At 33.6% G+C, this 19,233-nt stretch carries 16 protein-coding genes; 1 reads left to right on the forward strand and 15 read right to left on the reverse strand.

Annotated features, from left to right (window positions below):
* Positions 1–162 precede the first annotated feature (162 nt).
* The 3 genes from abc-f to ABID96_RS18265 form a co-directional block, all read right to left on the reverse strand.
* Positions 163–2,100: a ribosomal protection-like ABC-F family protein gene (gene abc-f, locus ABID96_RS18255; protein WP_192603880.1), complete on the reverse strand. Its 1,938-nt coding sequence runs from the start codon at positions 2,098–2,100 to the stop codon at positions 163–165.
* Positions 2,101–2,592: 492 nt separating this feature from the next.
* On the reverse strand, positions 2,593–3,300 hold the full coding sequence (locus tag ABID96_RS18260; RefSeq protein ID WP_192603879.1) for a M48 family metallopeptidase: 708 nt from the start codon (positions 3,298–3,300) through the stop codon (positions 2,593–2,595).
* Positions 3,301–3,555: 255 nt separating this feature from the next.
* Positions 3,556–4,455: a DMT family transporter gene (locus ABID96_RS18265; protein ID WP_192603986.1), complete on the reverse strand. Its 900-nt coding sequence runs from the start codon at positions 4,453–4,455 to the stop codon at positions 3,556–3,558.
* Positions 4,456–4,691: 236 nt separating this feature from the next.
* Between ABID96_RS18265 and ABID96_RS18270 the strand changes: the two genes are divergently transcribed.
* Positions 4,692–5,183, forward strand: coding sequence for an Lrp/AsnC family transcriptional regulator (locus ABID96_RS18270; RefSeq protein WP_483301381.1), 492 nt, complete (start codon positions 4,692–4,694; stop codon positions 5,181–5,183).
* 135 nt (positions 5,184–5,318) lie between these two features.
* Here the strand turns inward: ABID96_RS18270 and ABID96_RS18275 are convergent, their stop codons facing one another.
* The 12 genes from ABID96_RS18275 to ABID96_RS18330 all read right to left on the reverse strand — a co-directional run bounded on the left by ABID96_RS18275 (position 5,319) and on the right by ABID96_RS18330 (position 19,201).
* Entirely contained in the window at positions 5,319–5,924 is a 606-nt protein-coding gene (locus ABID96_RS18275; RefSeq protein WP_192603878.1) for a TVP38/TMEM64 family protein, read from the reverse strand.
* A gap of 518 nt (positions 5,925–6,442) precedes the next feature.
* Complete coding sequence (locus tag ABID96_RS18280; protein ID WP_192603877.1) at positions 6,443–7,306, reverse strand: PGAP1-like alpha/beta domain-containing protein; 864 nt, start codon at positions 7,304–7,306, stop codon at positions 6,443–6,445.
* 326 nt (positions 7,307–7,632) lie between these two features.
* Entirely contained in the window at positions 7,633–8,364 is a 732-nt protein-coding gene (locus tag ABID96_RS18285) for an SIMPL domain-containing protein (protein ID WP_192603876.1), read from the reverse strand.
* A gap of 439 nt (positions 8,365–8,803) precedes the next feature.
* The gene (locus tag ABID96_RS18290; RefSeq protein WP_192603875.1) at positions 8,804–9,193 is read right to left on the reverse strand and encodes a hypothetical protein; all 390 of its coding nucleotides are present in this window, start codon (positions 9,191–9,193) and stop codon (positions 8,804–8,806) included.
* A gap of 387 nt (positions 9,194–9,580) precedes the next feature.
* Complete coding sequence (locus ABID96_RS18295; protein WP_192603985.1) at positions 9,581–10,279, reverse strand: Na-translocating system protein MpsC family protein; 699 nt, start codon at positions 10,277–10,279, stop codon at positions 9,581–9,583.
* A gap of 82 nt (positions 10,280–10,361) precedes the next feature.
* Positions 10,362–11,057: a Na-translocating system protein MpsC family protein gene (locus tag ABID96_RS18300; RefSeq protein ID WP_192603874.1), complete on the reverse strand. Its 696-nt coding sequence runs from the start codon at positions 11,055–11,057 to the stop codon at positions 10,362–10,364.
* 249 nt (positions 11,058–11,306) lie between these two features.
* On the reverse strand, positions 11,307–12,374 hold the full coding sequence (locus ABID96_RS18305; RefSeq protein ID WP_192603873.1) for an ATP-binding protein: 1,068 nt from the start codon (positions 12,372–12,374) through the stop codon (positions 11,307–11,309).
* Positions 12,375–13,014: 640 nt separating this feature from the next.
* Positions 13,015–13,998: a tRNA dihydrouridine synthase gene (locus ABID96_RS18310; protein WP_192603872.1), complete on the reverse strand. Its 984-nt coding sequence runs from the start codon at positions 13,996–13,998 to the stop codon at positions 13,015–13,017.
* A 255-nt stretch (positions 13,999–14,253) separates the two neighbouring features.
* Positions 14,254–15,633 (reverse strand): 23S rRNA (uracil(1939)-C(5))-methyltransferase RlmD, encoded by a 1,380-nt coding sequence (gene rlmD, locus ABID96_RS18315; RefSeq protein ID WP_192603871.1) that lies wholly within the window; start codon positions 15,631–15,633, stop codon positions 14,254–14,256.
* A gap of 14 nt (positions 15,634–15,647) precedes the next feature.
* On the reverse strand, positions 15,648–16,508 hold the full coding sequence (locus ABID96_RS18320) for a DNA-3-methyladenine glycosylase family protein (protein ID WP_192603870.1): 861 nt from the start codon (positions 16,506–16,508) through the stop codon (positions 15,648–15,650).
* Positions 16,509–16,708: 200 nt separating this feature from the next.
* The gene (gene pdaA / locus ABID96_RS18325; RefSeq protein WP_377896988.1) at positions 16,709–17,515 is read right to left on the reverse strand and encodes a delta-lactam-biosynthetic de-N-acetylase; all 807 of its coding nucleotides are present in this window, start codon (positions 17,513–17,515) and stop codon (positions 16,709–16,711) included.
* Positions 17,516–17,677: 162 nt separating this feature from the next.
* Positions 17,678–19,201, reverse strand: coding sequence for a fumarate hydratase (locus ABID96_RS18330; RefSeq protein WP_192603869.1), 1,524 nt, complete (start codon positions 19,199–19,201; stop codon positions 17,678–17,680).
* Between the last annotated feature and the right edge of the window lie 32 nt (positions 19,202–19,233).

Consider the following 19,233-nt stretch of genomic DNA (forward strand, 5'->3'; position numbering starts at 1 on the left):
AATTAATTGTTTCAATTTGAAACACCTGTTAAATCATGTAAGTTTTTTCATATAATTAAAAATCAAAATTCATTGCAAACCAAAGAAAAAACCTAGAGGAACATTCCCTCTAGGCTTTGCTTCTTACTATATTTATTTTAATTAAATCCTACATTTCAATTTTCATTCACATGACCTATACAACCACAAGTCCATAATTGAATCTAATTCATCATTTAAATCCTGTCTTCTACAAAAAAGCTTATTAAGCTCTTCATAATCCATTTGCTCAGCTAACATTGCTAAATCTAATTCTTTAATTTTCGATTCAAGTCTTTCAATTTTAGCTAAAGTTTTAGCCTCGACTACTTCATCTTTAATTGGTTTATGATGAATTATGGGTTTCTTGTTTTTATCATTATTTTTTTGTGACTCTTTTGTCTCTTGTACCTGCTGTATTAATTGTTCCTTTTCATTTCTATAATCATCGTAGTTCCCAAGATAGCTTTTAAAAGTATTGCTCTCAACAGCTATCACTCGGTCTCCGATTTTGTTAATAAAATAGCGATCATGTGAAATAAAAAATATCGTTCCTTTAAAATCCTCAAGTGCTTCTTCAAATGTTTCGATTGATTTTATATCCAAGTGATTGGTAGGTTCATCAAGTATTAGTAAATTTATATCATGAAAAAGCAGCATTGCAAGCTTTAACCTAATTCTTTCACCGCCAGATAAGTTCTTTACTTTCTTGAAGACACTTTTCTTATAGAACATGAATTTTGATAGATACTCTCTTGCTTTACCTTCGACGATTGAATTATCTTCTCGAAAGCATTCAAGTACAGTGAATTCTTCATTTTTAAACGTTATTTTCTGTGGTAAATATGCCACCTTAACATTCGCACCTAACTCCACAACACCAGTATCAGGTTGCTCTTCACCTAAAAGCATCCGTAAAAATGTTGTTTTTCCACTTCCATTTGATCCGATGAGTCCAACTCTTTCACCAAATTGAACCATTAAATTTGTATCCTTAAAGATGACTTTATCTTCATAGCTTTTTGATAACCCTATCGCTTTAATTGTCTCCTTTCCTGATCGTTCCGTTGCTTTAAAATCTAATTTCATATTTTTCTTTTCAAATACCGGTTTGTCAATTCTGTCGATTTTATCGAGTTTCTTTTGTATACTGGCAGCTCTTTTAAAGAACTTGTTATTATCAGCTCTCATAGCCCAGTCTCTTAAATCTGTTACAGTCTTTTCCATGGCGTTAATCTTTTTTTGTTGTTCTCTAAAATGCTCAAATTGAATCCTCATATTTTCCTCTTTTTGACTAACAAAGGATGAATAATTCCCCTTATAGGAAATGGTTTCCATGTCCTCGACTTCTACAATTTTATTTACTACATTATCAAGAAAATATCGATCATGCGAAACGATTAGTACGATTCCTTTATAGTTCTTTAGATACCCCTCAAGCCATTCGATTGAATCCATATCCAAATGATTTGTTGGTTCATCAAGTAATAAAATATCAGGAACATTAATTAAGAGCTTCCCAAGCACTACTGTCGTTTTTTCTCCACCACTTAATAAATCAAAATTTTTATTTAAAAAGCTTTCACCGAATTTCAGACCTGTGCTAACCTTGCTTAATTTTTCTTCTCGTTCATATCCGCCCTTAATCTCAAACAGCTGAACTAAGTCACTATATTTATTTAGGGCTTTTTCCAAAGCTACATCTTCCAAATTCCGCATCTTTTCTTCCAATTCACGCATTTGTAACTCAATTGAATCAACTTCTTCAAACGCTAAGTTCAATACATCAACTACTTTTAAACCTTGAGGATAAACCGGCATTTGTTCAAGGTAAGCACATGTGGCGCCCCTAGACATGTTTATTAATCCTTCATCGTATCCATAACTCGAGGTTTGAGGATATCCAGGATAGTAATGCATGGGTTCAATTCCTGCGATTAATTTCAGAATTGTACTCTTACCGCTTCCATTTACCCCTACGATTCCAATCTTATCTCCTTCATAGGCTTCAAAACTTATATTTTTAAGAACAAGTGTAGCATCCATAAATTTTTTTATTCCATTTAATTTTAATTCAAACATACAAAATTCCTTCTTTCATCCATAATCTTGTTACGCCTTTTATGGACAAGATAAAGAAGAACTTCATTACTATTCAATTTTCAAAGCAAAAAAGACCATAAGAAGAGGATTACTTCTTACAGTCTTAACATTCTCATGAATATAATTTTTTTCACAGTATTTTAGCAAATCACGTGCGCATAAAAAAGCACACACTGATGCCGTATACTATAGACCAGGCTTATATATCGTTCCTGATTAGACATTTCTAAATAGAAATATCTCATAAAATTATAATCTCGATTTTAGTAAGTAAGTTATCTTCTAAATTGCCTTAATTCCATAAAGAGCATAACAAATAAACCTATATAAACAGGCTAATTTCCACTCATTACAAAATTCATATTAATTTTTAAATAAATTAATATTAGCAATTTGTTGGTTCCATAAACTTACTTCCCACCTCGAAATTTTTTATATTATCTCACTTTTCTATTTTTTTGTAAATAGGCGCTAAACAGTCATTTTCCAATTTGAGATCGCTAGCCAATATTCACGTTCTTTATAATCCGGTATTATTTTACCCACAAGTCTCCAAAAAGATCTGTCATGATTCATATGAACCATATGGCACATTTCATGAACGATTACATATTCAATCACATTTTGGGGTGCCATTGCAAGCCTCCAATTAAATGTTAATTGGCGATTCGAATCACATGTTCCCCAATTTTTTTTACTATCAGTGATACGAATAGCAGAAGGCTTTACTTTAAAATTACTTTGATAAAACTTGATGCCACTTTCTACTAATGTTTTACACTGCTGATAATAAAATCGTTTCAGAGCTTGCTTAATTTTTTCATCTTCAAGTTCCTTCACAAATATTCGTAACGTACCGTCTTCAAACTTTACGTAGTCTTGACCATTGGTTTCGTGTTGAAAAATTTGAATTGGATAGCTATTTCCTAAATAAAGAAACTTTTCACCATACTCATATTCTTTCTTTTGAGGTCCTTCGAAACGATCCTTCATCTCTTTTGAACTTTCTAAAATCCATGCCCATTTTTCTTCTATTAATTTAATTACGCTCTCTTCTATTGTCCCTTTTGGCGCACGAACTTCAACATTCCCATAAATATCTATATAAATCCCGATAGATTTACGCTTTTTGAAATTGATTTCAAAACTAATTGATTCACCTAAGTAAGTATGTATCATGACATCACCTTTAGTAACCGTTATTACCTTATTCTACAATCATTTATTACCAGTAAGTTAAAGAACTATTCTACTATTTCTGTATGAGCATCCTTATCTTCAATACAAAGATAGACTGCTCGTTGCTTTACTATTGTTCTATGAATAACTAATGCTGGGTTAATAAAGTTTCATTAGGTTATACAATTGCGGTCACTTTATCCTTAAAATCTATTAATCATACACCCTCTAATACCAAAAATAACTCATCTGGGTTTATAACACTGCATCCTTTAAAACGATTTTATTTTTTAAAATCCTATGAGTTTTAAAGTATGTGAATAAATAACATCCTATAATTACGATAACACTACCAATCCCTTGAATCCAGGACAGTTTTTCATCTAATATGAAAAACGCTAAAATGGCAGTGAAAATTGGATTGAAGTTTAAAAAAATACCCGCTGTGGTTGCACCTATTTTTTGAACACCAATATTCCAAAAAATCATGCATAGGACTGTCGAGATTACTCCTGTATATAGAATAGATCCAACAAATGCAGTATCAACTTTTGTAATCGTGAAATCACTAAGATTAAAAGGAATAAGAATGATCAATCCAAATAGCCCTGAATAAAAAGTAGCCATGATCGGCGATACGATTTTAGTTGCCCATCTACTACAAACTGAGTATAATCCCCAAATACACACTGCGATGAGCATAAACACGTCACCTACATTAAACTTCAATGAAAATATTAAATTTATATCACCTTTTGTCAGAACAAGTACTACTCCAAAAAATGATAAAAGCATAGAAAATAGTTGTAATACATTTAATCTCTCTTTTAAAAATACGGATGAAAAAATGGCGATTGAGATTGCATTTAAGGTTGAGATCAACCCTACATTAGTCGCAGATGTCTTTTCCAGAGCCCAAAATTGAAAAAGATTAAAAAGTGCAACACCTGTAATTCCCATTATAATTAATGGAAGGATAGCCTTACGCGGAGGAAAGAACTTCTTTTCTTTCCACAATACCAATGGTAAAAGAAACAAAATTGCAATTGCCCATCTTAAAGTTGTTAAAGTCATAGGAGAAGCATGACCAACAAGTGTTTTTCCAACTACAAAATTTCCTCCCCATATTAAACTAGTTAATAACAACAAAACCATATAAAATATCGGCACATCCCATTCCTCCACTCAAATTCTTTATCTATAATTCATTTAACCTAAATGAAACTTAATCTTTTAGTTACAATCTTTACATAATTTTATCATCACACTTGAATTGTTTTGTATAATGGTAAAAAATCAAAATAAAATAAAGTTTAGATATGTTATTATTGAATAAAATTAATTATTTATATAAAAATCGAGCCGATGACGGAATAATTGAAATGGAGTTGATGAAGGTGGAAACTTTCCAAAGTAAAGTGTTAGATGAAGTGGATTTAAAAATATTGGATAAGCTACAAACGGTATCACAAACTAGCAATACTGAACTTGCAAAGTATGTTAATTTGTCGCCACCTGCAACACATGCAAGAGTAAAGAGACTAGAAAGTGAAGGATATATAAAACAACAAGTCGCTATCTTAAATCAAGAAAAGCTTGGTTTTGATTTACTTTGTTTTATTTTTATTAACACAAATATCCATCAAGCAGATGAATTAGCTGTTCTGGAAAAAACATTAGAAGCGATGCCCGAAGTATTGGAGTGCCACTTATTAACTGGGGAGTATGACTATTTATTAAAAGTCGCCAATAAAGATCGAAAAGGCTTGGAGGGCTTTGTTCGAAAACTAAACAAACTTGGCATCACTAGAATTCAAACTAGTTTAGCTTTAAGAGAAATTAAATGTTCCACCACACTACCTTTAAATATAGGTGAAAAATAAATACTTACGATAAGTAACTGGGTTCATAAACTAGGGAAAAACTAAAAAAAGAACAGTTTTTATCAAAAGAAAAAGACATTGCTCAAGGGGCAATGTCTTTTCATCTTTTCTTAAATTAAAGCCGCGTTTGTCATTTTACTCATTATTAGCCCGCTGTGTCATAAATTTCTTTTCAACCTTTTTACCAACAAACCAAAGAATTAAAATAGCAAGCAAAACTAAAATCGTTTCCATAGGTTCTTCAATGAAATCATCTAAATCTTGCCCAATGAAACTAATGAGCAACAATGCAACCAGTTTACCCATAGTAAAACCAGATATATAAAAAATTGGTCTGATTTTAGACATGGATGCAAAAATATTAGTGATAAAAGAAGGGCAAAATGGGATACAAAACCAGAGGAATACTGGACCAAATCCACTATTATTCAACCATCCCATGCTAGTATTTTCTTTCTTTTTCTGAGGAATAAAGCTGTCAATCCACCTTGCACCAGTCTTTTTTAATAAGAAATACATTCCAGTAGTACCTAAAACACTACCCACGTATGTTGCTAAAAATCCCGTCCAAAACCCAAAAATATTAACGTTAGTGGCGCATATTGCTCCAAGTGGAATAATTCCCAAAAAAGAATCCACAAATGGAATCAGAAAAGCGATTAGAACACCTAGGTTTTCATGTATCCGTACGAAATGTTGTAATTGATGAAATGATATCCACTCGCCAATATGCAATTTCATTTAGGCTCTCCCTTCACTGAATCCATATTAATCATTTCTTTTCGTTACTAAACTAGTAAATTCCAAGATAATGATATTTCTAATTTTCTTTTTTATGCACCTCTCGAAAATTTTCTTTTATATAAAAAGAAGCACATTGTTATTGAATCGAAAGCACTCGAAAGGAATGATAGTTATTTTTCAAACAAATTTTTCCATCTTTTTTGCAAAAAAAAAGAACACTCCTTTTTTTATTTTACATTACAAATTTTACAATTGTATCCTTTTCTGTTCAATAATCAAATTTGGTAGATTTGTTGTTTACTAAACACATTCATATAAATGTGTCTGATAAATAGGTTCTAACATTTCAAACACGCCTGAAAGATCAGATCTTATGCAGAATGAAATAGCAATACAAAAAAAAGAGATGCGAATGACATCTCTAAAGTATCTACTATTTATTCTCCCTCTGAACCCAATCCGTCACCAAAATTAATATTTTATCTTTGGAAAAATGGCAAGTTTTATATAGTAATTCAATTCTTCTCCATATTATTAACCTGTTTCCAGGTTCGAACTAATCCATCTACAATTTCTTCAATAACTACCATATCTTTAAAATATCCTGTATGGCAGAATGGATTCCAACTAGTCAATAGTCCACCAATATTAACTTGTCTATCTTCAGTAACAGCATCACGATAGGTTTGATCAACGTCTCTTAAAGGATATCCTAACACATCATCTTTATCATAAAAATTAATCCACTCACCCTTCAAACCAGGATAGTATTGTTGAAGCTCTCTTGAAGGAATATTGATCGGGCGGTTAAAATTATGATACCGCAAACTCCAAAGTGGCAGCGCAGTCCCCAAAGAATAAAATAAGGTTAAAGTTTGTCCTTTTTCCAAAGGTGAGGATTCATTGACAATGCACGATACACTATTTCTTTTATATTGCAGATCATAGAAATAATTACTTGCAATAACTGAACCTAAGCTATGTGAAATGACGCATAAAGGAACATCATTTCCAGCTTTACTTGAGATTATATTTAAATGTTTACCGATTAATTCATGTACTCTTTCATAGTTTTGTCTAGAAGTCTCTACTTGTTGGTATGCAATAACATCACCTACATATTGTATAGTGAACTTTCTTAGTCCCTTAAAATCTAAATCGTTCGCCAAAACTACATTTTTATACAATTTATCCTCCCTTTCCTCAAAAACGGATGACCATTGTATAGGTTGAAATACTAGATAGGAGGAAGGGTCTGATATGATACATTCTAATTTTTGGGCGAATTTATTTTTAATCAAGACGATCATTTCATCAGCGAAGTCCTGCTTCTGATTCCCCATTCCATGAATAATTGCGATTCCCAGCTTCTTGTACATTTCTTCCCCCCTATTATGCTACTTGTCCACACTTTTAACTGATAAGCCCTTTTTAATATTTATATGATTAAGAAATAGAAATGTCATAATTGTTTTAGACGAGGAAAGACATTACATTATTAGAAGCTACCTCACGTCGTTCTATATTCAAATTGAGTTCTCTCTTTTCGAAGTGTTTCCTTCTTTTAAAAAACATAAATTTAAACCACAATATAAGAGAAAAGGTTTGGTTGGCTGAGTTCATCCTTCCCTTTTCTCTTTTTAAACGATAATTAGTGTGTCATTTCTGAAACTAACATGCTGTTTAGATTTTAAATATATCTCCACTAGAAACTTATATAATTAAACAACGCTTGAACCGATGCAGAAATTTTGATTTGACCTTCCTGAATAGGAGTCGTCGATGCACTCAATACAGCTGTTTGCATTGAGTATTGTGGTCTCAGTAATTGAACACTTTCTTCAACTATCCATTCCGGAACGCTATTGATGGTTAAACCTAGTGACTTAGCGATACTTTCCGCTTTGCTTTTTGCATTTAATGTTGCTTTTTGCAGAGCCTCAACATAGTAAGGTTCTGGATCTGAAACTTCAAAAGATACATTCCTCACAACATTTGCCCCATTTTCTGTCGCAACATCAATCACTTTTCCTACACTAGCAATGTCTTTAACAATAACCTTGAAAATATGGCTTACACGATATCCACGGAATATTTCTTGTGAATCTTGAAAATCAACAATACGATCGATTGAATATGAAGAAGTTTCAATATCCTGCTGATTGATTCCTATGTTTTTTAGTGCTTCAATGATTTGATTTGAAATGACAGCATTCTGTTGTTGGGCATTTTGTACTTTCATATCATCGACTATAACACCTAATAATAGAGACGACTGGTTAGGCTTTACAGTAACTTCTCCCTTACCAGTTACTCTAATTGAGTTATTTACACTATTATTATGACGAGTCGGATAAACTCTTTGATATTGAGGGTTTGAATAAGAATATCCCATACTTCTTGGAATTGAGTTTACTGATGAATAAATGTTAATCACTTCCTCTTATAAAATACATCTATGTTTCTGTGCCCAATTATTGTATGCCCTGTATTATTTTTAGGTGAATTTCATTACGCAAAAAAAAATTCCATCTCACTCGAGAGACTAGAACTTTCTTTTTTGAGCATAAACAATAAGAACTATCTCGTAAGACTTTTCGGTAAGGAAGTTTGTCAATTTCCACTCCAGGATGCTCGCTTTCCGCTTTCCGTGGGGCGTGCGCTGAGCCTCCTCGGCGCAATGCGCCTGTGGGGTCTCAGCTGTCCTGCTACTCCCACAGGAGTCGAGCACCTTCCGTTCCAATTGACTTCTTGAAAAACTATCTATTTTAAAATTAGAAAAACCGTATTCAGAAAGAAGAAAGTACTCTATTCCCACTATATATAAAACAAGACTTTTAATTTCCATTTAATACAATTCCTTTTTACTTTCTTCTCTAACCTTCCACAAGAGCTAAGTAATAACTGACTCTTCCATTGAATTCAACAATCAATATATCTTCTCTCTCTTTAGCGCTGTATATTTTTGCTCCTATTGGTAAGTTGTTTGCCATTCCATTTTTAAATGATTTATATGAAACGCTTGTAGATACTGAGGTAATTTTTCCTACTGATTTGTTCTTTGTCAATTTAAGTTCATTTACCCAATCAATATTGGTTTGATAAATTACCTTTTTCCATTGAAATATGTCAGCATGTCGATCAAGACGTAAAATTTCTTCTGCATTTGGATTTTTAGTGGTTACAGTTTTAGTTTCCGTATCGTCACAGCCAAATAAACTTAAAGAACAGATGATTCCAGTTAGAATGACTTTACACCTTTTCATATTGACGCCTCCCTTATATAGTAGATTTTATATAAATTTTCATTCTCCTTTAAAATCAAAGCTTAAAAAGTTCAAGAAAGATAAGCACCACACACTACATAAATTCAAACCCAATTTTATCAACAAACTAAAAAACCAAATCACTCTAAGATTTGGTTTCATCATTTCTATTCTATTTCTACTCTTTCTAATCAATAACGAACGAGTTATATACTTTGTTAACTTTCTCTATTCAATCCCCTAAGGTGAAGTAAAGAAAATTGCTGGGTCAAAAACGTTGGAGTATAAGGCATGTCATTTTGTAGCCAAGAAATTCAAGATGATGGTATTGTGAGTATATTAATAGAATTCCTTTTTACTGCATTTCGCTTTATACTCTTTTATGCATTACTTTAGAACAAAACAAATAATGCTTTTATCCTCATTAAAGTCCCAGTCCACAAAAATATCTACAACTGAGTCGTTAAAAATCTCTTCAAAGCGACCATCACGGTGTAGATATGACTTTTCAAGTTCATCCTTAGTGACCATCAGAGTCTGTTCAAACCCCTTCGCAATCAACGCCTTTTCAATTCTTACTAAAATTCCATCTCGTTTTACTAAGTAAATCTTTGGTGAAATAAAGTAGGCTTCTGTTTTTTCAGGTTTTTTTTGTACTAAAAAACTAATTCTATCAACTTCATTGATTAAAGGGTTCAAATCAATATTTGCACTTTGATTTGGGTCAACAATCTGAGTAATTTTGTTTTCAAATTCGACAGTAATCATACCTGTATTTTGAGAATAGTTCCAATCATGATAGAAGGATGCAATATCCTGTTCAAATTCCAATTCAAGAATCCCCTTTAATTGATTAATTACCGTATTCATGACGATAGAACGCGAAATATCAACATTATCACCATTTCCGTGCTCAAGCAAAGTAGATTCTAATGGAGACATAAATCCACGTATGTAAAAAACAAGAAACCTGTCATTTGCAAAAGCAAAACAGGATACAGGTCCTCGCCCAAAATTTTTTCTTAATAATTTACTAGTTAAGCTACTTATATCCATTAACTTTTGTTGCAGTGGTGATAATGACATCAATGCTTCAACCTCACTTTCGACAAAGGCAAAAAAATACTGCCTGACATTAGCTTGCCCGAGCAGTATCATCTTTATTTCTTTAATTAGTATATCCTTTGTTAAATATGAATATTAAATAACTTCTATTTCTATTAGGATCCCACATCATAAATAAATCTTCTATCGTTCGATTAAACATTTCTTCAAATAATTCTCGATGCTGATAATACCCTTTTTTTATCTCCCTAGCATTGGTAAATATTAATTCAGACTTACCCTTCTCAACTAGCAAATAATCTAGTGGATTCATGACGCCTTTAGATTCTATCGCACAGATATTTTGAGTATACTTAACGACCTTAAGCTCTCCTGGAATTTTATGAAACTTTGAGCCCACCTGTCGAACTAATTGAAATAACTTTCTCTCAAAACTGTCTTCTATCTTAACATCTGGATTAAAACTATTATTCACTAATAGTAAGATACCTGAATTAGAATGATAGTTCCAGTCTTGATAGAGGGTTTCAAAGGAATTTTCTAATATGTCTGATGCCTCCCTTAATAATTCTTCTGACAAGGTTGTAATGACTGTGGACCTGTATTTCGTTACTAAGTTATATTCTTGTTTGTTTGTTAAAATTTCCTCAGAAGGTGTCATAAAGTTACCAATATAAACATATAATCTGTTTGCTCGTAAAACCGCATAACAAGTTTCTGGACCTTTTCCAAATCCCCGCTTTATGATTTTACTAAAAATACTGCTAAGAGACACCAAATCTTCTTGTGTTGCAACCATTCAAATCCTCCTAATAAAAAATAAAAAGGCCTAACTTCACAAAAAGGAAGTTAGGCCACAGTTCAGACGACTAAAAAAATAGTTTCCACCATTTACCATTACATTTATTTAACGTTTATTTTATTTAAAATCATCATATTTACAGAATTAAATGACTAATGACTGCAAGACATTAGACAAATAATATATTACCACCATACTACATGGATAACAACAATTTTAAATGAAAAAATATGAAATACTAGCGATTCAATACGAACATACAGGCAATTTCACATGGACGGAGGATCCTTTTGCATCGCTTTCTATGTTTATATCTCCTTTGTGTTCTTTAATTATCTGTCGACTGACTAACATGCCAAGCCCTGTTCCATTTTCTTTTGTTGAAAAAAAAGGCTGGCCTATTTGTTTAAATATCTCTAGTGGAATACCGGGTCCTTGATCAATGATGCTGATATTAACTTGTCTACTATCAATGATGCTTCCATTTATTCGCAAAACTCCCCCATCAAGCATCGCCTCAATCGCATTTTTTATATAATTAATAAAAACTTGTTTTAATTGATTACTGTCACCTAGGATACACGTAGTTGTAAAATTGAACTCTTTTTCTATTTGAATATTGTTTAAGTTAGCTTGAGGAACCATTAATGTAATTACATGCTCTAATATATCTTGAAGATGTATTTTTTCATATTTTTGCTTTGTTGGTTTAGCAAGCACCATCAATTCTTTTAAGATGACTTCAATTCGATCTATCTCAGAAAAAATAATATCATAATAGAATTTATTACCATCGTTTTCTCCCATTAATAATTGTAAGAATCCTTTAATGGCTGTAATTGGATTTCGTATCTCATGGGCAATTCCAGCAGCTAACTGACCAGCAATCGCGTGTTTTTCAGACAAACGAGATAATTTATTAATTAGGGTATGATACTCTTTTTCACGTTCAATTGAAAGTTTATGTTTCTTTATAAACGTAATATCTTTTAGGACAAGATACGAACCGATAATATCCTTTTCAAAATAAATAGGCATAGCAGTAATATTAACATCAATAATCCTTCCTTCTTTTCCTTGTAACTGAGCATCAAAATTATCGAGTTTCTCCTGAGCTCTACATTTAAAAAAGGTATGTGTTTGATCTAAAAACTCTGTTACAAATAGCTTATGTAATGATGATTGTTGTAAATTTATACTTGAATAGCCCAAAAGTTGTTCACAATTTTCACTGGCAAATTCAATATTCCCTAGTAAATCAATTAATAAATATGCGTCATGATTTTTAGATAAGATGGAGAAGCCCTTATCCATTTTTGTATCTCTAAATTCGTTTAAAAGAACACTTTTCCGGTCGATTCCATGCGTATCGATAAGGAAGCCCCCCTCTTTTTATTTAAATGACATAAAAAAAGCCACAATAAGAGCAGATTAATCCTACTTCTTACTGTGGCTTTAAAATCTAGCATACTATTCTAGAATTCGTTACCGAAAAATATGAATTTATTAATACATTTTTTGATTTAGAATAGAGCATTGACCCTATATCCATATTAAATATAATATATTTTTAGAATTTTAGCAATAGTATATCGATAGACTCTTTTAAAATCAATCACTACATCTTTCAAAGCAGCATTATTCCACCCGATACACTTAACCAAGTCATCGAACTGAAAAACTACCATCACTAGAAATAACTTCTCCGGTAATCGCACGATACTGTTCAGATGCTAATAGTTGTGCGCGATTACTTGCTGTCTACCATAAGCCGCCTCCATCAGGTAAAAATTTGCACTAGAAACTGTAAAGAGTTATATTACCATTTTGTTTTTTGAATTCTTCAAGTTCTGCTTACGCTCCAAAAAATCCTTCTTGTATAAAACGTCGAGTAACCGCAACAGGCAATGAAAATGGGCAATGAATCTTAAATCGATTCATTGCCCATTTCTATTTACTGTTCTTCTTTGCCATCAAGATTCTTTGACTCAAATTGGTCCAACATTGCACGCACTTCGTCAGTTGTCTCTGTGTTCATTAATTGATTTCTTAGTTCACTTGCCCCTCGAAATCCACGGACATATATCTTAAAAAAGCGATGAAGAGCCTTGAACGAACGCTGTACCAAATTTGAATATTGATCATGTAGATCTAGATGCAATCTTAAGAGATCGAGCAATTCCTTACTACTATGATCCTTTGGCTCCTTTTCAAAGGCAAATGGATTATGGAAAATACCACGTCCAATCATAACCCCATCTATACCATATTGTTCAGCAAGCTTTAAGCCAGTTTGACGGTCAGGAATATCCCCATTGATCGTCAATAGTGTATTTGGTGCCACTTGGTCACGAAGTTTCTTTATCTCCGGGATTAGTTCCCAGTGAGCATCCACTTTGCTCATTTCATCTCTTGTACGCAGATGAATGGAAAGATTGGCAATGTCTTGTTTCAATATGTGAGTTAACCAGTCGCGCCATTCGTCTACCTCACTGAAACCAAGCCTAGTCTTTACACTTACAGGCAATCCACCTGCTTTTGCTGCTTGTATTAATTCAGCTGCAAGTTCTGGACGACGGATCAAGCCGCTTCCCTTCCCATGCTGTGTCACATTAGGTACAGGACAGCCCATATTGATATCCAATCCTCGAAATCCAAGTTCCGCCATACCAATACTCATTTGCCTAAAGAATTCAGGTTTATCTCCCCATATGTGGGCTACCATTGGTTGTTCATCTTCTGTAAAAGTCAAACGCCCACGCACGCTTTGTTTCCCCTCTGGGTGGCAATAACTCTCACTATTTGTAAACTCTGTAAAAAACACATCGGGTCTGGCTGCTTCACTCACTACATGACGAAAAACAACATCCGTTACATCTTCCATTGGCGCCAGTACAAAAAAAGGTCGTGGTAAATCACGCCAAAAATTACTACTCATATTTACATTCAAATCCTCTCATTTTGGGATACCAAGTTATCCTCTTATTCCAAAAGTAATAAAGTAAGAAATTTATGTTTCTAACTATTTTTTAACTGATTAATTAGTTGTATATCAATTGTCAATTAATGAAAGTGTTTCCTCCACTTTCATTCCCCATACGTTATAGTCATATTACTAGTATTAGTGGTACAGTATCACTGCTAGATCCTTTATTAATGAAATAAAAGGCAGCGCCCATAAGGGCTTGCTGCCTTACTTTAAAACAAGTTGAGCTACACATTCTACATGACTAGTGTGCGGAAACATATCAACAGGCTGTAAATATTTCACTTCATATGCTGAACTTAACACCTTTAAATCTCTAGCTAACGTTGAAGGATTACAAGATACGTAAACGAGTTTCTTAGGTTGTATCTTTAATACCGTCTTTAAAAATTCTTCATCACAGCCAGTTCTAGGCGGATCAGTTATGATTACATCTGGTTTCCATCCTTCTCTTAACCATTTCGGTAAAACTTGTTCTGCATGTCCAGCTTCGTAATGCGTATTTGTATAGCCGTGGCTTAAGGCATTTTGTTTCGCATCAATGATGGCTTCTTTTGTGATATCCATTCCGCGAATTTCTTTTGCGTCTTTTGCTAGCCATAGTCCAATTGTTCCTACGCCACAATAAGCGTCTACTACTTTTTCTGATCCGGTTAAAGCCGCTGCTTTTTTCACTTCATCGTATAGTTTTACAGTTTGTTCTGGATTCAACTGGAAAAATGCTCTAGCTGATAGTTCGAATGATAGATCACCAAGTTTTTCTTCGATGACTTCTTCTCCTGCTAAATAAACAGTTTCACGTCCAAAAATAACTGAAGTCATTTGATTGTTAATATTTTGCATTAAGCTTGTTACTTCTGGCATTCTCTTTTTAATTTCACTAATTAATTCAGCTTTTTGAGGAAATTCCTTTGCGCCAGTAACTAAAACTAATTGAATTTGACCAGTACGCAATCCAACTCTAGCTACAATCGTACGTATTACACCTTTATTTTTTCGTTCATTATAAACCGGAATATTTAATCGCGTTAAGATTTTCTTCACTTTTCCAGTTACTTTATTTAAATCTTCATGTTGAATTGGGCAATGGCCGATGTCTACAACATTATGCGAGTTTTGAGAATACAATCCAGCAATGATTTTGTTTTTTTCCAGTCCTGTTTGAAGCTGGCTTTTGTTACGGTAATTCCATGGATGATCCATTCCAATTGTTTCTCTAATTGGTGTTTTTTCTAATAAATCCTTCGCGTACTTTTCCATCGCTTGAACGACGATGTCTTTTTTATATCCAAGCTGACCTTCATATGAAGCATGTTGAATTTGACATCCACCACATTTATCATAAATTTTACAAGTCGGTTCTACTCGATCAGCTGATGCTTTTCGTATTCTTTGAATTTTACCCTCTGCAAAACCATTTCGTACATTTGTTACTTCAGCAACTACTTCTTCACCTGGTAAAGCACCTTTGATGAAAACAACTTGTCGCTTGAAATATCCAACACCTTCCCCATTAATACCAATCCGTTTAATTGTAATTGGGAAGCTTTGTCCAACCTCTAATTTATTTGTTAATTGATTACTCATTGTTTACAACTCCATTATTCTATGCTCTTCCAAAGATACAGTGCTGCATAGCTTCCATACGGTGAAGCTTGCTCTTTTACATATTCCATTATCTCTTTAGAAGGTTTTTCATCTAAATTTAACAGTTTTTGAAGTGCTATTTGAATACCTACATCTCCAACTGGAAAAATGTCTTTTCTACCTAAACCAAATAGGAGAAAGTTTTCGACCGTCCATGGTCCGACTCCTTTTAGTTTAAGTAACTCTTTTCCAATTTCTTCAGATGGTAGATCTCTATATTCTTCATGCCTTAAAGTTCCCTCACTCCAGGCTTTTGCGATTCCGATCATATATTCAGCTTTTCGAACGCTGAGCTGCAAATCCCTTAATTCTTCGAGTGTTAAAGATGCAATTTTTTCTGGAGAAGGAAAAAACCAAGCATTTTCAACTCGCTCTCCATACATTCGAACAAATCTCTTTGTTACTTGTATCGCAAAGCTTCGTTGAATTTGTTGATGAATAATACACGAAATCAAACATGCAAAAGGATCATTAGAAACGGTAATTGGTGTGTGTGCGAATTGGTCTATAAGAGGTGAAATGGTAGTCTGACTTAAATGATGGTGTAATTCTTCAAATTGAGTTTCCAATTGCAAAATAGTATAAACTTCTTCAAGAATTTTTTCTTTATTATGGTGCCCACTATTTATTTCAAACAATACTGGATCATCACTTATCCTTTTAACCTTTACAACTGCATAATCACCGTCAATATACAAAGGAATACTCAAGCGTTTCTCTGCCGAATGGACTGAGAAAGTAGGCTCATGTTCTAATCTTTTTAGAACTTCATCCCATTGATACGGTGTTTTTAATGCTACCTCTTCCTTCCACATATTCCGTTTCCTCCTTTAATACTCTGTTGAGTATTATAGCACAAGCTGAACAATCGAAGAAATTTCAGTATAAATAAAAAACTAATAAAAAAACTAGAGAATGCAATATCTAATTGAACGACAAAAAAAGCTTGGGGACTAACCAAGCTTTTTTGGGATTTAAGGGAATGTATTAGATGATATGTTTTTTATATAATGACTTATTTTGGAACATAAAAATATGGATTAAATCCGCTTCGTTCCATCATTAAATCATCCAAACTTCTAAAAGTGTAGCCTCTTTTATGTAAGGCGGTGATAACTTCATCCATTGCTTCTGCGTTATCCTTAGATACAGTATGCATTAAGATTACTGCTCCTGGATGAATGAGCTTCATTACATTATCATAAGCATATTTCCATCCACGTTGTTGATCGATTTTCCAATCTACATAAGCAAGAGACCAAAATATATTATCATACCCTGCTTTGTTAACAACTGCTAGTGTACGTTCACTAAAAATGCCTCGGGCAGGACGGAAATATTTCATATCGTCTCGTCCAGTTAATTCTTGATATGCCATTTTCACCTGTTCTAATTCCTGCAGAATCTTATCATCACTAATTGTTGTCATATCAGGGTGACTCCATGAATGATTACCGACAATATGACCTTCATTCACCATCCGCTTGACTAATTCCGGATTTGTTTTAATATAATGACCTGTAATAAAAAATGTTGCTGGTACATCATGCTTTTTCAACACATCTAAAAATTTTGGTGTAAAACCATTTTCATATCCATTATCAAAAGTTAAATAAATATCCTTTTTAGATGTATTGCCTAAATAGACCGAGCCGGTGTTTTCTAGCATCTTATTAAATGCTGCTCCGGCATCTGGAGGTACCTCATTCTTTGTACGAGCTATTCCCCAATGCTGTGGCGTATTACTATATGCAAACGTCGATAGTGGTGTTACCAAGAAAAAAGCGATACTTAAAGCAACATAGCTAACCAACTTTCTCAATTCATTCACCTCACTTTTTTGTAGTATTTGTAAATACGTTAGAAATATGAAAGAAATAAACTTTTTATCTTTGAAAACTAAATAGATGCTATTTCTTAGTCTCTACCAATACAAAAAAGCAATGTTATTCGATCGAATAACATTGCTTTTTATCAATATTTATTAAAATACTTTTTCAGCCATAGTTGCTAACTTTTGAAGAGAATCTTGATCAACTTCTTGATGCAATGAATTTCCATGAGAATCCATTGTTACAACCGCTTTAAAGTCTTCAACTTGAAGATGCCACATTGCCTCTGGAATACCAAATTCTAGTAAGTCGACACCTTTTACTTCTTTAATACATTGTGCGTAATATTGCGCTGCTCCACCAATTGCATTTAGATAAACACCACCATGCTCTCCTAATGCTTTTAATGTTTTTGCACCCATACCACCTTTACCAATTACTGCACGAATGCCAAATTTTTTCATGATATCACCTTGATATGGCTCCTCACGAATACTTGTTGTTGGTCCTGCAGCTTTAATTTGATAATTTCCGTCTGTGTCTTTTACAACTACAGGTCCACAGTGATAGATAATTTGACCATTTAAATCTACTGGAGAATCATGGTCATTTAAATGATGATGAATTGCGTCACGGCCAGTGTACATCATGCCACTAATAGAAACTACATCGCCAACTCGAAGCTCACGAATTTGTTCTTCAGTAATCGGAGCCACTAGTTTCACTTCACGTGGCTGTTCACCTGATTCATTCGCCTCATTAGTAAAGCTTATTTCTTCTCCATCACGATAAATCCATTCTGAAATTTCACCAGACTCCGCATTAATTTTCATACCTAAACGACGGAAAGCCCAACAATTATATGCTACAGATACAAAGAAACTTGCAGGTAGACGGTTGATTACACCAATTTTACAACCTAATAAAGTAGTTTCCCCACCAAAGCCCATCGTTCCGACACCAAGCTTATTTGCATTTTCTAAAATATATTCTTCCATTGCTTTAAGCTCTTCAATTGGATTCACGTCATCAGTTAAACGGAAGAGTTGATCCTTCGCAAGTTCGTACCCGCTCGTACGGTCTCCACCGATCCCTACTCCAATAAATCCTGCACTACAGCCTTGTCCTTGTGCTTGATATACACTGTGCAGAATACATTTACGAATTCCATCTAAATCACGACCTGCTTTACCAAGACCTTCTAATTCACAAGGAAGACTGTATTGAATGTTTTTATTTTCACATCCGCCCCCTTTTAAGATTAAGCGAATATCAATATAATCATTTTCATGTTGTTCGAATTTAATAACAGGTGTGCCTGGTCCTAAATTATTTCCACTGTTTTTACCAAACAACGAATCAACTGAATTTGGACGAAGCTTTCCGTCTTTTGTCGCTTGTTCCATTGCTGCAAAGATCGCTTTTTTTATTTCAAGTTGGTTTACACCAACTGGAGTTTTCACTTTAAATGTAGGCATACCTGTATCCTGACAAATCGGTGAAACGTCACCCTCAGCCATCATAATATTATTTGTAATCGTTTCCAATGCGATGGCACTTCTTGTACCAGCACTTTCATTAGCTTTTGCTTGTCGAATGGCTTTACGCACATCCTTCGGTAGGTTCGTTGATGTTTCGACAATTAACTGATATATACTTTCTTGTAACTGTTGCATACTGCTCCCCCTCAACCCTTTATAAAAAAGAA

The sequence above is a fragment of the Gottfriedia sp. OAE603 genome (assembly GCF_040543965.1).
Taxonomy (GTDB): Bacteria; Bacillota; Bacilli; order Bacillales; family Bacillaceae_G; genus Gottfriedia; species Gottfriedia solisilvae.